The organism is Proteus terrae, assembly GCF_003144325.1.
Lineage (GTDB): Bacteria > Pseudomonadota > Gammaproteobacteria > Enterobacterales > Enterobacteriaceae > Proteus > Proteus terrae.
This window is the reverse complement of record NZ_PENS01000006.1, coordinates 222,543-237,031: the sequence shown is the minus strand read 5'-3', so window position 1 is coordinate 237,031 and position 14,489 is coordinate 222,543. Positions and strand designations below refer to the sequence as shown.

15 protein-coding genes are annotated in these 14,489 nt (G+C 39.0%); 14 read left to right on the top strand and 1 reads right to left on the bottom strand.

Features of this window, described 5'->3' with window-relative positions; translation table 11 throughout:
* Positions 1-32 precede the first annotated feature (32 nt).
* The 8 genes from DK857_RS07390 (at position 33) to DK857_RS07355 (ending at position 7,999) form a co-directional block, all read left to right on the top strand.
* Positions 33-467, top strand: a complete 435-nt coding sequence (locus DK857_RS07390; RefSeq protein WP_109401879.1) for a hypothetical protein — start codon at positions 33-35, stop codon at positions 465-467.
* Positions 468-541: 74 nt separating this feature from the next.
* Positions 542-1,513 (top strand): cytoskeleton protein RodZ, encoded by a 972-nt coding sequence (rodZ, locus tag DK857_RS07385; RefSeq protein WP_109392998.1) that lies wholly within the window; start codon positions 542-544, stop codon positions 1,511-1,513.
* A gap of 46 nt (positions 1,514-1,559) precedes the next feature.
* On the top strand, positions 1,560-2,681 hold the full coding sequence (gene ispG / locus DK857_RS07380) for a flavodoxin-dependent (E)-4-hydroxy-3-methylbut-2-enyl-diphosphate synthase (protein ID WP_023581634.1): 1,122 nt from the start codon (positions 1,560-1,562) through the stop codon (positions 2,679-2,681).
* A 122-nt stretch (positions 2,682-2,803) separates the two neighbouring features.
* Positions 2,804-4,087, top strand: coding sequence for a histidine--tRNA ligase (gene hisS / locus DK857_RS07375; protein ID WP_075670494.1), 1,284 nt, complete (start codon positions 2,804-2,806; stop codon positions 4,085-4,087).
* 10 nt (positions 4,088-4,097) lie between these two features.
* Positions 4,098-4,718, top strand: coding sequence for a YfgM family protein (locus DK857_RS07370; protein WP_109393000.1), 621 nt, complete (start codon positions 4,098-4,100; stop codon positions 4,716-4,718).
* A 14-nt stretch (positions 4,719-4,732) separates the two neighbouring features.
* A complete protein-coding gene (gene bamB / locus DK857_RS07365; protein ID WP_109393001.1) occupies positions 4,733-5,905 on the top strand; it encodes an outer membrane protein assembly factor BamB in 1,173 nt (390 codons plus the stop codon).
* A 119-nt stretch (positions 5,906-6,024) separates the two neighbouring features.
* Positions 6,025-7,515: a ribosome biogenesis GTPase Der gene (der, locus tag DK857_RS07360; RefSeq protein ID WP_098942308.1), complete on the top strand. Its 1,491-nt coding sequence runs from the start codon at positions 6,025-6,027 to the stop codon at positions 7,513-7,515.
* 136 nt (positions 7,516-7,651) lie between these two features.
* The gene (locus tag DK857_RS07355; protein WP_227003133.1) at positions 7,652-7,999 is read left to right on the top strand and encodes a hypothetical protein; all 348 of its coding nucleotides are present in this window, start codon (positions 7,652-7,654) and stop codon (positions 7,997-7,999) included.
* An 89-nt stretch (positions 8,000-8,088) separates the two neighbouring features.
* Here the strand turns inward: DK857_RS07355 and hemF are convergent, their stop codons facing one another.
* Positions 8,089-8,997 (bottom strand): oxygen-dependent coproporphyrinogen oxidase, encoded by a 909-nt coding sequence (gene hemF, locus DK857_RS07350; protein ID WP_109393002.1) that lies wholly within the window; start codon positions 8,995-8,997, stop codon positions 8,089-8,091.
* Positions 8,998-9,130: 133 nt separating this feature from the next.
* Here hemF and DK857_RS07345 point away from each other — a divergent pair, with 133 nt between their 5' ends.
* The 6 genes from DK857_RS07345 to cysW all read left to right on the top strand — a co-directional run bounded on the left by DK857_RS07345 (position 9,131) and on the right by cysW (position 14,469).
* A complete protein-coding gene (locus DK857_RS07345) occupies positions 9,131-9,568 on the top strand; it encodes a GNAT family acetyltransferase (RefSeq protein WP_109401878.1) in 438 nt (145 codons plus the stop codon).
* A gap of 334 nt (positions 9,569-9,902) precedes the next feature.
* Complete coding sequence (locus DK857_RS07340; RefSeq protein WP_227003132.1) at positions 9,903-10,520, top strand: RpoE-regulated lipoprotein; 618 nt, start codon at positions 9,903-9,905, stop codon at positions 10,518-10,520.
* 120 nt (positions 10,521-10,640) lie between these two features.
* Positions 10,641-11,537 carry a Dyp-type peroxidase gene (locus DK857_RS07335; RefSeq protein ID WP_109401877.1) on the top strand — a complete coding sequence of 299 codons (897 nt, stop codon included), beginning with the start codon at positions 10,641-10,643 and terminating at the stop codon, positions 11,535-11,537.
* A 237-nt stretch (positions 11,538-11,774) separates the two neighbouring features.
* Positions 11,775-12,794, top strand: a complete 1,020-nt coding sequence (gene cysP / locus DK857_RS07330) for a thiosulfate ABC transporter substrate-binding protein CysP (RefSeq protein ID WP_109401876.1) — start codon at positions 11,775-11,777, stop codon at positions 12,792-12,794.
* Positions 12,794-13,627: a sulfate/thiosulfate ABC transporter permease CysT gene (cysT, locus tag DK857_RS07325; RefSeq protein WP_109393005.1), complete on the top strand. Its 834-nt coding sequence runs from the start codon at positions 12,794-12,796 to the stop codon at positions 13,625-13,627. Before cysP ends, cysT begins: the two co-directional genes overlap by 1 nt.
* A complete protein-coding gene (gene cysW, locus DK857_RS07320) occupies positions 13,627-14,469 on the top strand; it encodes a sulfate/thiosulfate ABC transporter permease CysW (RefSeq protein WP_109393006.1) in 843 nt (280 codons plus the stop codon). Before cysT ends, cysW begins: the two co-directional genes overlap by 1 nt.
* Positions 14,470-14,489 lie beyond the last annotated feature (20 nt).

Sequence of the window (14,489 nt, the reverse complement as noted above, 5' to 3'; positions counted from 1 at the left end):
AACAAGGATGAATTTATTTAAGGAATATAACGATGATAAGGATATTATCAGTAGTTATAACTATTGGCTTGATGTTATTGACACTAGGTTGTCAATCATCAGCCAATCAAGAGCGTGTTGCAGTGTCTACACGTTTACAATTAGGTGATGCTTATTTAGCTGAAAGACAATATCAAATAGCACAATATCATTTCCAAAAAGTGTTATCGGTGATGCCAAATCACTCCGATGCAAATTTAGGAATGGCGTTAACATCGCAGTTATTGGGAAATTCTATTCAAGCGTTAGATTATTACAAAATAGCGATGAACTCGAAGCCAGTAAATGTTAATGTATTAAGGCTTTATGGTAATTTCCTTTGTGAACAAAAACTATTAAACAATAATAGTGTGTTAATTGAGGATATACCGCCAGATTATTTGGTCTGTCAGCAAAGTGATAATAAAATATCAAAAAATTCGCGGTGATACGTTAAGGTACTTTGTGCTTTTGCGAGTTCATCAATGTTAAACATCCAATAGCCACAGTGCCTAGATTGCTAATGAATACTGAAAACAAAACCGAAGAAGTGAAATTAACAGCAGGTCAACTTTTACGCCAGGCACGAGAAAAGGTGGGGCTAACACAACAAACTGTTGCTGATCGACTTTGTTTGAAGTTATCGACAGTTCGCGAAATTGAAACAGACTCAGTTTCTTCTGATATTGCACCAACATTTTTACGCGGATACATGCGTTCTTACGCTAAGTTAGTTGGCGTTCCTGAAAAAGATATCCTTGGTTTTATCGACCAGCAAGCTCCTGTCAAACAAATTAGAATGACAACCACACAAAATTACTCATTAGGCAAACGTCATAAAAAACGTGAAGGTTGGCTGATGAAACTCACATGGGTGATTCTGATTGTTATGGTTGCTTTTGTGGGGGTTTGGTGGTGGCAAGGTCATCAGGCTGATCAACAAGAATTAGTCTCTATGGCTTCTCAAGACATAGGGCAAAATAGTACTCAAGAAAACACCAACACGATAGATTCTCCTTTAGCAGCCACCTTAGATAATACGTCAACATCTGAAGGTGATAATTTACAAGTACCTGCGTCGCCATTAGTTGATAATCAGACGAATAATGTTGCTATATCACCAACGACTGAAACGACGTCACCAGCATCAACAGAAGTGAGAACGGTTCCATTACCCGTATCACCTCTAACAACATCAACAACTTCTCGTGCAAATTCAGCACAAGAAGCTACCTCATCAGAAGCAACTGCTATTGCGAATCAATTGGTTCTTATGTTTGATGGTGAATGTTGGTTAGAAATTCGTAATGCTCAAAATAAAGTCTTATTTAATGGTATTAAGAAAGCGGGTGATCGTTTGGAATTTGATGGTGAGCAACCTTATAAACTAAAAATAGGCGCCCCTTCTGTTACTCGCTTACAGTTTAATGGTGAATCAGTTGATTTAAGCCGTTTTACTGGAAAAATAGCAAAAATAACAGTACCGAGCGCTTAATCTGACACACATTTGAGCAAGCATGGAAGCATGGGAGAATTAATCAATGCATAAAGAATCACCTATTATTCGTCGCAAATCGACACGAATTTATGTGGGTAATGTACCTATTGGCGATGGGGCTCCTATCGCGGTACAGTCGATGACGAATACACGAACGACAGACGTAGAAGCGACTGTTCGCCAGATAAAATCACTGGAACGTGTTGGGGTTGATATTGTTCGTGTTTCTGTACCAACAATGGATGCTGCGGAAGCATTCAAGTTAATTAAGCAGCAAGTTAATGTACCTTTAGTTGCTGATATTCACTTTGATTACCGTATCGCATTAAAAGTCGCTGAATATGGTGTTGATTGTTTACGCATCAATCCAGGTAATATTGGTAGTGAAGAACGTATTCGCCAAGTTGTTGATTGTGCTCGTCACAACAATATTCCTATTCGTATTGGTGTAAACGGTGGTTCGCTTGAAAAAGATATTCAAGAGAAATACGGCGAGCCGACACCAGAAGCGTTAGTTGAATCAGCCATGCGTCATGTGGATATTCTAGATAGACTAAATTTCGAACAGTTTAAAGTCAGTGTAAAAGCTTCTGATGTTTTTCTTGCCGTTGATTCATACCGCTTGTTAGCGAAAAAAATAGATCAACCACTGCATCTTGGGATCACCGAAGCTGGTGGTGCAAGAGCAGGATCGGTTAAATCAGCGATTGGTCTTGGGATCTTATTATCAGAAGGTATCGGCGATACATTAAGGATCTCATTAGCTGCAGATCCGGTTGAAGAAGTTAAAGTTGGTTTTGATATCTTAAAATCATTACGCATTCGCTCTCGCGGAATTAACTTTATTGCTTGCCCAACGTGTTCACGTCAAGAATTTGATGTCATTGGAACAGTCAATGAATTAGAGCAGCGTCTGGAAGATATCATCACACCTATGGATGTTTCTATTATTGGCTGTGTGGTTAATGGACCAGGTGAAGCTGAAGTTTCAACGTTAGGTGTAACGGGCGCTAAAACACGTAGTGGTTTTTATGAAGATGGCGTGAGACAAAAAGAGCGTCTTGATAACGTTAATATGATTGATTTATTAGAAGCGAAAATTCGCGCTAAGGCATCAATGCTTGATGACAGTATGCGTATAAATATAAATCAATTGGACAAATAATACTCAAAAAACTGGCTCATTAATCAATGAGCCAGTTTTACTATTGATTTCACATTGAATACTGATTGATTTCGCTTCTATAATCAGCCTAACAATCAATTAATAACTATTAGAGAAGAAAAGTGGCACAAAAAATCCAAGCCATTCGTGGTATGAACGACTATCTACCTGCTGACACTCGTGTATGGCAGAAAATTGAAAATACGCTAAAACAAATTTTAGCGGGTTACGGCTTTAGTGAAATCAGAACACCTATCGTAGAGCATACCCCTCTATTTCAGCGAGCAATTGGTGAAGTGACCGATGTTGTTGAAAAAGAAATGTATACTTTTACCGATCGCGGTGAAGATGCCCAAAGCCTGACATTACGCCCAGAAAATACAGCGGGTTGTGTTCGTGCGGGTATTGAGCATGGTTTACTTTATAACCAAGAACAACGTTTATGGTATTTGGGGCCAATGTTCCGCTATGAGCGTCCTCAAAAAGGTCGTTATCGTCAATTCCATCAGTTAGGTGCAGAAGTGTTTGGTCTACAAGGTCCAGATATTGATGCGGAATTAATTATGTTAACTGCGCGCTGGTGGAAAGCGTTAGGTATCGCAGAGCACGTAACATTAGAACTTAACTCTATTGGTTCATTAGAAGCGCGTGCTAATTACCGTGAAGCATTAGTGGCTTTCTTAGAACAGCATGTTGATAAGCTAGATGAAGACTGCAAACGTCGTATGTATTCTAACCCATTACGTGTTTTAGACTCAAAAAATCCAGAAATTCAGACTTTATTGAATGATGCTCCTGAACTTTTCGATTATCTTGATGACGAATCAAGAGCGCACTTTGATGGTCTTTGTGCACTACTTGACGCTGTTGGTATTACATACCGTGTTAATCAGCGTTTAGTTCGAGGTTTAGATTATTATAACCGTACTGTTTTTGAGTGGGTTACTAGTGCATTAGGTTCGCAAGGAACAGTGTGTGCTGGTGGCCGTTATGATGGTCTTGTAAAGCAACTTGGTGGACATCCAACACCAGCTGTAGGTTTTGCAATGGGTATGGAGCGCATGATCTTATTGGTTCAAGCGGTTAACCCTGAATTTGTTGCAGACACCAATGTGGCTGATGTTTATCTTGCCTCATTTGGCGATAAGAGCCAAAGCGCAGCGTTAATGCTGGCTGAAGAAATTCGTGATCAATTACCAACATTACGTTTAATGACGAATCACGGTAATGGTAACTTTAAAAAGCAGTTAGGGCGAGCTGATAAACAAGGCGCTAAAATTGCGCTGATTTTAGGCGAAGATGAAATTAATGCCGGCACTGTTGCAGTGAAAGATTTGCGTTCAGGGGAACAAACAATCGTTGCTCGCAATGAGCTCGCTCAGCAATTGACTCTGTTATTAGGTTAAGGAGAGACTTGTGGAAGTTTATAGCACCGAAAACGAACAAGTTGATGCAATTAAACAGTTCTTTAAAAACTACGGCTTAACTATCGTTTTAGCCGCTGTTATTGGTTTTGGTGGTGTGTTTGGTTGGAAATACTGGCAATCGCATCAATCTAATCGTCTGCAAGAAAGTGCGGGTGCTTTTGCAACTGTCAGTGAGGCACTTGCTAAGCCTACACCTGAAAATATTGCATTAGCTGAAAAATTTGTTACTGATACGAATGATATCTATGGCGCTTTAGCTTCATTAGAGCTTGCCCAAATCGCTATCGATGCTAATGATTTAGTTACCGGTGAACGTCATCTAACTAATGCTGTGGCAAAAGTAAAAAATGACGCATTTGCAGATATGCTTAATCTTCGTTTAGCTCGCGTACAATTAGCATTAGATAAAACAGATGTTGCTTTAGTTTCGTTAGAGCAAGTGAAAGGCAAAGCATGGAATGGAATGAAAAATTATATCCGTGGTGATGTCTTAGCGAAAAAAGGCGATAACGCAGGTGCAGCAACCGCTTATCGTAGCGCATTAACCGATGAAAATGCGGGTGCTATTCGTTCACTGGTTGAACTTAAACTCAATAATTTATCCAATTAAAGGGATCTTCAGACATGCAACTGCGTAAAACTCTCCTGGTTGGTCTACTAGCATCTGCTTTGTTGGCAGGATGTTCTAGTGAACAGGATAATGTGACAATGTCTCCATTGCCTGAGGTGCAGAGCCAATTTACACCTAAAGCGGTTTGGGACAAATCAGTTGGAAATGGTATTGGTAAATACTATTCTCACTTGTCACCTACATGGGATGGCGCAGTTGTTTATGTCGCTGATCGCCATGGTTTAGTTAAAGCATTAGAGGTAGAAACAGGTAAAGAGCTTTGGTCACAAGATCTCTCTATTAAAACAGGTTTTCTTTCATCCAATGAGTCTGCATTACTTTCTGGTGGATTAACCGTTTCAGGTACTCGCGTTTTTGTGGGAACTGAGAAGGCGAAAGTATATGCACTGAACATTGAGGATGGCTCTATTGATTGGGAAGCAGATGTTGCTGGTGAAGCCATTTCAAAACCTGTTGTGAGTGATGGTTTAGTACTTATTCATACCAGTAATGGCATGTTGCAAGGACTCGATTTATTAACGGGTGAAATTTCGTGGACTATTAACTTAGATACTCCATCATTATCTCTGCGTGGTGAGTCTGCTCCTGCTGTCGCTTATGGTGCAGCTATCATTGGTGCAGATAATGGTCGCGTCAGTGCAGTTGTTCTTTCTCAAGGACAATTAATTTGGCAACAAAATATTTCACAAATTAAAGGCTCTACTGAAATTAGCCGATTAAATGATGTGGATATCACACCAATCATTGATGAAAATACCGTTTATGCAATGGCGTATAACGGTAATTTAGTTAGCCTTGATATGCGTTCAGGACAAATCCTTTGGAAACGTGATTTAGGCTCAGTCAATGATATGGTGCTGTTAGGTGATAATCTTTACCTTGTTGACCAAAATGACCGAGTTTTATCTGTTCGTAAATCTGATGGTGTGACATTATGGACACAAGAAGATTTATTGCATCGTAATTTAACTGCACCAGCTATTTTTGATGGCTATTTAGTGGTTGGCGATGCAGAAGGTTATCTCCATTGGATTGATACCAACACAGGTAAATTTATTGCACAAAACCAAGTGAACAGTTCAGGTTTGTTAAGTCGCCCTCAAGCGGTACAAGATAAACTGATGATCCAAGCTCGTGACGGTAAGCTTTATCTTTATAGTCGGTAATTAATTGCTGACAAATCTATTTATTTTACGGCTCCTTTAAAGGAGCCGTTTCGTCTTTTTAGTAATTACATGTAAAATACAATCAGGTTCGTGATTGTATTTTTATGAGGCATCAAAAAATGATACCCGTTATTGCCTTAGTAGGGCGCCCTAACGTGGGTAAATCCACGTTATTTAATCGACTAACACGCACAAGAGACGCATTAGTTGCTGATTTTCCAGGCCTCACCCGTGACCGTAAATATGGCCGAGCAGAGTTAGAAGGCGAAGAATTTATTATTATTGATACCGGTGGTATTGATGGTGCTGAAGAGGGTGTTGAAACCCATATGGCATCACAATCGCTACAGGCTATTCAAGAAGCTGACATCGTACTGTTTTTAGTTGATGCACGTGCGGGTTTGATGCCCGCAGACCAAGGTATTGCAAAACACCTTCGTGGTGTTGAGAAAAAAACGTATTTAGTTGCGAATAAAACTGACGGTATCGATATTGATACTGCATTAGCTGATTTTTATTCTTTAGGTTTAGGTGAGATCTTCCCTATCGCGGCATCCCATGGTCGTGGTGTTGCTCAATTGATTGAACAAGCACTATTACCAATTACAGGTAAAGTGGTGGAAGAAGAGCTAGAGCTAACTGAAGAAGAAGAGAATGCGGCTTATTGGGCTGCCTTAGAAGCAGAACAAGAAGCACAAGCATTAGAAGAGGAAGAAGACGACTTCGATCCTTCTACATTACCAGTAAAATTAGCGATTGTTGGTCGTCCTAATGTTGGGAAATCAACACTGACAAACCGTATGCTTGGTGAAGACCGTGTGGTTGTTTACGATATGCCGGGTACAACGCGTGATAGTATCTATATCCCAATGGAACGTGATGAGAAAGAATATATCATCATTGATACTGCGGGTGTTCGTAAACGCGGTAAAGTAAAAGAAACAGTAGAAAAATTCTCTGTTATCAAAACGCTACAAGCTATTGAAGATTCTAACGTTGCATTACTGGTTATTGATGCTCGTGAAGGTATTTCAGATCAGGATCTTTCATTATTAGGTTATATTCTGAATGCTGGCCGCTCATTAGTTATTGCTGTCAATAAATGGGATGGAATGACACAAGACGATCGCGAACAAGTTAAAGCAATGCTTGATCTTAAATTGGGCTTTGTTGACTTTGCGCGTGTTCACTTTATTTCTGCATTACATGGTAGTGGCGTGGGTAATCTTTTTGAATCTATTCAAGAGGCTTATGTCTGTGCAACGCGTCGCGTAGGGACTTCTATGCTGACTCGTATCATGAAGATGGCAGAAGATGATCATCAGCCACCGATTGTCCGTGGACGTCGCGTAAAAATGAAATATGCACACGCCGGCGGTTATAATCCACCAGTTGTGGTTATCCATGGTAATCAGGTAACTGATTTACCAGATAGCTATAAGCGCTATTTGATGAACTATTTCCGTCGTACTCTGCAAGTTATGGGTACGCCGATCCGTATTCAATTTAAAGAGGGTGAAAACCCTTATGCGGATAAGAAAAATAAATTAACACAATCTCAGTTGCGTAAACGTAAGCGTTTAATGTCACATTTGAAGAAATCGAAATAAGATAATTAAATTTCTTATTTAAATGAAAAGCCACATTTTTATGTGGCTTTTTTATATTTCATAAAAGCTTAATTTAATTTTTTAAATAATAATTTAAAATGTAATTAATCCCTATTCGTATTAATGAGCTATTACTTTGAAAAAAACAATTATCATTATATCAATTTTAATGCTTTCTGCTTGTGCAACATCCGAAAAATGGGAAGCAAACACCAGCACACCATCTCCTTTAGATATCGCTAAAAATATGTGTATGCAAGAAGCCAATACGCGATATCCTGCGAGATATGTGGCTTCAAGTCAGCCTTCTTTTGCTCCAATGAAAATAAATGGTAAAGATATTCCAAATTCAGGGGCTGGGACATCTTTTTCTTCAGATGCGAATGAATGGCAGCGTAGGGATTATTTTAATACCTGTATGAGAGGAGAAGGCTGGGAAAATAAAAATAAAGTTACAGGGGTATTGGCGTTTTTGTTTAATTAATTTTAGAAAATTTTTGTCATTAAACCTGTAGTTTTACTTCAATAAAACCACACTTATAATGTGGCTTTATCGTTAATGATTTATTTTCTCTACACCCACTCTTTTTGGATCAAAAAGTCACTGTATAACTTTGCTTCTGGGGTATTTGGTTCAGGGGAGTAATCATATTCAAAACGGACTAAAGGTGGCATAGACATTAAGATTGACTCTGTTCTACCGCCACTTTGCAAACCAAATAATGTACCTCTATCCCAGACTAAATTGAATTCAACATAACGACCACGGCGGTAGAGTTGGAATTGGCGTTCACGCTCACTCCAAGGCATTGATTTCCGCTTTTCAACAATAGGTAAATAGGCATCAAGATAACCAAGTCCTACATGTTGGACAAACTCGAAACAGTGGTCAAAATCAGGGGTATTTAAATCATCAAAGAAAAGACCACCTACACCACGAGGTTCATTGCGGTGTTTAATATAAAAGTAATCATCACACCATTTTTTATAACGAGGGTAATAATCCTCACTGAAAGGTGTACAAACTGATTTAGCAACCTTATGCCAATGAATGACGTCCTCTTCAAATCCATAATAAGGGGTTAAGTCAAAACCACCACCAAACCACCATACAGGCTCCTCACCGTCTTTTTCAGCAATAAAAAAACGGACATTGGCATGAGAAGTCGGAATATAAGGATTAAGAGGGTGAATAACTAAGGAAACACCCATTGCTTGAAAACGGCGTCCCGCCAATTCAGGACGATGTGCCGTGGCAGATTTTGGTAATGTGTCGCCATAAACATGCGAAAAATTAACACCAGCTTGTTCAAAAAGAGCACCATTGGTTAAAACGCGAGTACGACCGCCACCTCCTTCTTTTCTTTCCCAGTTATCTTGCTGAAAAGTGGCTTTTTGGTCTATGTTTTCAAGAGAGTGACAAATCGTATCTTGTAGTGATAAGAAAAACTCTTTAACGCGATGAATATCAGGTAAATTCATAATAACCTACAATTTTTATCATATTTATTAAAAATAGAACTCCATATTGTCTATGTTCTCATTTTCAAGTTGATTCATAAACCAAACAAGCGATAATAAATTCAGATTTATATGACCGATAATGGGCAAAACCATGGAAATACGTGTATTTCGCCAAGATGATTTTGAGGCAATTATTACACTTTGGGAGCGTTGCGATTTGATATCGCCTGATAACGATCCTGAAATTGATATTGAAAGAAAATTAAACCACTCACCCGATTTATTTCTGATAGCAGAAGTGGCTGGTGAGATTGTGGGTACTGTGATGGGAGGCTACGATGGTCATCGTGGCTCTTTATACTATTTAGGCGTTCACCCAGACTTTCGAGGAAGAGGCATTGCGAATGCATTGATTTCTCGATTAGAGAAAAAGCTAATAGCGAAAGGGTGTCCTCAAATTACATTAGTTGTACCAGAAGAAAATGATGCAACAATTTGTATGTTTGAGAAGTTGTTGTATGAAGATCAAAACCAAGAAAGCACAACTTATACTAAGCGATTAATTGTTGATCAGGATTTTGATCTTTAATTGTATTTAAAGCCCCTGATATCTTTAGGGGTTATTTCTCTTTTTTTCTATTTATCTCTTTTTTCTTTGTTTCTATTCTTACCTTTGTACCCCTCATTTTATGCGTAAAATCTGATATTACCTTTTCTGTGGAACAAAATGTTCTGTTAATGGTCGTAACTAGGCTTTCTTTTCATGTGGTTATCTAAGATCAAATCAGTAGATATTTTGTTATGCTGACTTAGTGCGACTGTTTTAGCCTGATGATTGAGGTGATACAAAGAGTAAGATAAGGTGTGTTTAATACCTCAGTATCTATTTTAATGTGTGACGAAGAAGTTTAACGGAGAAACAAATGATGCCTAAGTTTTGGTTACCCTTGTGTTTAAGCGCAAGTGTTTTGCTATTAAGTGGCTGTTCATCCATGGGAGGAATGTCTTTTTCTGCATTAAATCCGATGAATTGGTTTTCAAATAATACGCTAACTGTTTCTGCCAATGGATTAGGTAATATCACCAATTCGACAAAAATAACAGAAAGTGAAATAAAAAATGAGCTAGGCGGTAGCTTCAATTATCGTGAAGGTATGGAGATGCAAGGTAGTGATATTATTGTTGTCATCCAAGCTCTCGAAGATAAGAACGTTCAAGTGGCTTTCTATGGCAAAGAGAAAGGTACTGTTGAAAAAATAGAAGTCTTTGATGCCAAAGCAACGACGGATTGGGGCACAACGATGGGTACACCATTTAAAGATATCTATAAAAAAGCATTTGGTGCATGTAGCAAAGGCCCTAAAGATGAAAAACAGAGAACTATTTTATGCCAATCCGCAGAAGCGAAATCAGTGAGTTATGTCTTTAGTGGTCAATGGGATGGCCCTGATGGATTAATGCCACCTGATGAAGTTTTAGCTAACTGGACATTAACGCAAATTATTTGGCAGAACAAATCACCTTCACGCTATTCCTTATAAAATAAGGAAGATTTTATAATTAGACTGCCCGATTTTTGTTAAAAGGCAAATCTTCAGGAAAAAATATTCGATATAATCTGCATCATTCTAGGTGTTTTGATTATTGATTAGGAAAGCAATATGTCTCATGCACAAAGTGGCATTTTAGTCGCACATAGTAAATTTGGTCTTTTTATCGAAGCAATGGTCATAGGTGAATTAGAAGCTTTGCGTGAAGGATGCCAGAAATTCATGCAATCATTATCTGATTTACAAAAGCAATTTCCTGATGCATCGCTAGGCGCAGTTGTTGCATTTGGCTCTGATCTTTGGAAAAAACTTTCCGATGAAAATAGCGCACCAGAACTGAAACCTTTTCGCCCTTTAGGCAAAGGTTTAGCGCCTGCAACACAGCGTGATCTTCTGATTCATATTCAATCTATGCGTCATGATGTCAATTTCTCATTAGCACAAGCGGCAATTGCAGCCTTTGGTGATGCAATCAAAGTTGAAGAAGAAATCCATGGTTTCCGTTGGATAGAAGAACGTGATTTAAGTGGTTTTATTGATGGTACAGAAAATCCACAAGATGATGAGCGTTATGGTGTTGCACTGATTAATGATGGTATTGATGCTGGTGGTAGTTATGTTTTAGTTCAACGTTATGAGCACAATCTGAAGAAATGGGCTCGTTTTAGTGAATCAGATCAAGAAAAAATGATCGGTCGTACTAAAAAAGACAGTGTTGAACTTGATGAATCTGAACGAAATGTCACATCTCACGTTTCTCGTGTTGTGATTGAAGAAGATGGTGAAGAATTAGCCATTCTACGTCACAGCCTACCTTACGGTACAGCAAGCGGTAAACATGGTTTATATTTTTTAGCTTACTGTGGTCGTTTATATAATATCGAACAACAACTATTGAGTATGTTTGGTGAATTAGATGGCAAACATGATGATCTCTTACGTATGAGTAAACCTGTAACAGGAAGTTATTACTTCGCACCTTCTTATGAAGTATTAAAAGCGCTGTAATCATTATCTCGTGCTAAATACGTTTTTATTAATGAAATGCCTGCTTTAAATGCGGGCATTTTTGTCTGAATTTTTTTCACGTTAATAACAATCGATGTAAATTTAATTAATTAGCCTGAGTTTTATTCAGTTTTGATAACTTATAGTTATATCAAATAACAAAAGCTAACTACACTGTTATAAATAAAGTCGATAGAGTAACCATTAGAACAAAACTTACAATGATGGGTACTTTTGATGAAGAAAAACACAATTAGAACCTTTGCATTACAAGCAACCGCAGCATTGTCTTTGGTTGTTAGTAGTTATGCTGGAGCTGCTCAATTACTTAATAGCTCTTACGATATCGCAAGAGAGTTATTTACACAGCTAAATAGCGATTTTAAAACGCAATGGGATGCTCAACATCCTGATGATAAAGTCACCATCAAACAATCACATGCAGGCTCATCTAAGCAGGCACTTGCAATATTACAAGGTTTACCCGCAGATGTAGTGACCTATAACCAAGTTACAGATGTGCAAATTCTGCATGATAAAGGCAAATTAATTCCTGCTGATTGGCAACAACGCCTTCCTAATAATAGCTCACCTTATTATTCCACTATGGCGTATTTAGTACGCAAAGGAAATCCAAAGAACATTACTTCATGGGAAGATTTAACACGTGAAGATATCAAAGTGGTTTTCCCTAATCCTAAAACCTCTGGCAATGGTCGCTACACTTATTTAGCGGCGTGGGGTGCTTTCGAAAAAGCTTATGGTAATGATGAGAAGACACAGGAAGCGATGAAGAAATTCCTCAAGAATGTTGAGGTATTTGATACAGGAGGACGTGGCGCCACAACCTCTTTTATTGAGCGTGGGCTTGGGGATGTGCTAATCAGTTTTGAATCCGAAGTTAATAATATTCGCCAGCAATATGGTGAAGATGAATATCAAGTTATTGTGCCACCTGTAGATATTCTAGCTGAGTTTCCAGTCGCTTGGATTGATAAAAATGTGCAACGTAATGATACAGAAACATTGGCAAAAGCTTACCTCAATTATTTATACAGTCCTAAAGCACAAGAGATCATCACGCAATTTAATTATCGCGTAAATGATAAAGCGGTCATGGCGCAAAAATCCGCACAGTTCCCAGCAACATCATTATTTACGATTGAAGAGGTATTTGGTGACTGGAATAACGTGATGAAAACACATTTCACGACAGATGGCATACTTGATAAGTTGTTAGCGCAAGGACGTCAATAATGTTTACTACAGCCAGCAAACGGGTATTACCAGGATTTGGATTAAGTTTAGGTGGAACACTGTTTTACACCTGCTTGATCTTACTGTTACCAATGAGTGCGCTGGTTGTACAACTTTCTGATATGAGTTGGCCTCAGTATTGGGCGGTGATAACGCATCCCCAAATTGTGGCTGCTTATAAAGTCACATTACTCGCAGCAGGCGTTGCCAGTATTTTTAATGCAGTTTTCGGTATGTTGCTTGCGTGGATCATTACTCGTTACCGTTTTCCAGGTAGACAACTGCTTGATGGTTTAATGGATTTACCTTTTGCTTTGCCTACGGCTGTTGCTGGCCTCACGCTTGCGACGCTTTTTTCAACACAAGGCTGGTACGGTTTTGTATTGGATAAATTTGATATCAAAGTTATTAATACATGGATTGGGATAGCTGTTGCGATGGCTTTTACCAGTTTACCTTTTGTTGTAAGAACCGTTCAGCCAGTGCTTGAAGAATTAGGCCCTGAGTATGAAGAAGCTGCTGAAACGCTAGGAGCAAGTCGTTGGCAAACATTTCGTAAGGTTGTATTACCTGAGTTATCACCAGCACTAATAGCGGGAACCGCACTCTCTTTTACACGCAGTTTAGGTGAGTTTGGTGCTGTTATTTTTATTGCTGGCAATATTGCATGGCAAACAGAAGTTGTTTCCTTGATGATTTTTATTCGATTACAAGAATTTGATTATCCTGCGGCAAGTGCTGTTGCTTCTGTGATTTTACTTGTTTCATTAGTCTTACTGTTTTCAATTAATGGATTGCAAAGCCGATTTGGCCAACGGTTGAGGGGGCATTGATGTCAGATATTATGCAACAACGCTCTGTTGATTGTCGTAAAATTGATTGGGTGAAGTGGGGATTAATCCTTACCGGTGTTGTGTTATCCATTTTATTTTTAGTTGTGCCTATTGCGTGGATCTTTATGACCGCGTTTTCAAAAGGTATTGAAATATTTACTGAGAACTTATTGGACAGCGATATGTTACATGCTGTCTGGTTAACCGTACTCATCGCGTTAATCACCGTACCTGTCAATATGTTGTTTGGTGTCAGCATGGCATGGCTCGTCACACGTTTTCGTTTCCCGGGGCGCCAGCTATTAATGACATTGATTGATATTCCATTTGCAGTGTCTCCAGTGGTTGCTGGATTACTTTATCTGCTTTTTTACGGTAGCAATGGATGGGCAGGGCAATGGTTATCTCAGTTTGATATCCAACTTATGTTCTCATGGCCAGGAATGGTATTAGTTACGGTATTTGTCACTTGTCCTTTTGTGGTGAGAGAACTGGTGCCCGTGATGATGAGCCAAGGCAGTCAAGAAGATGAAGCCGCCGTGTTATTGGGAGCGAGCGGTTGGAAAATGTTTTGGCGAGTGACGTTACCAAATATTCGCTGGGCATTGTTATATGGCGTGGTATTAACCAACGCTAGGGCCATCGGTGAATTTGGTGCAGTTTCTGTGGTCTCTGGTGCTATTCGTGGCGAAACCTATTCACTACCGTTACAAGTTGAATTACTGCATCAAGATTACAATACCGTTGGGGCATTTACTGCGGCTGCATTACTCGCCATGATGGCGATATTCACCTTAATGTTTAAAAGTGCATTGCAATGGCATTTAGCTCGTCAGCAATGACATCATATTTTCACAAAGTA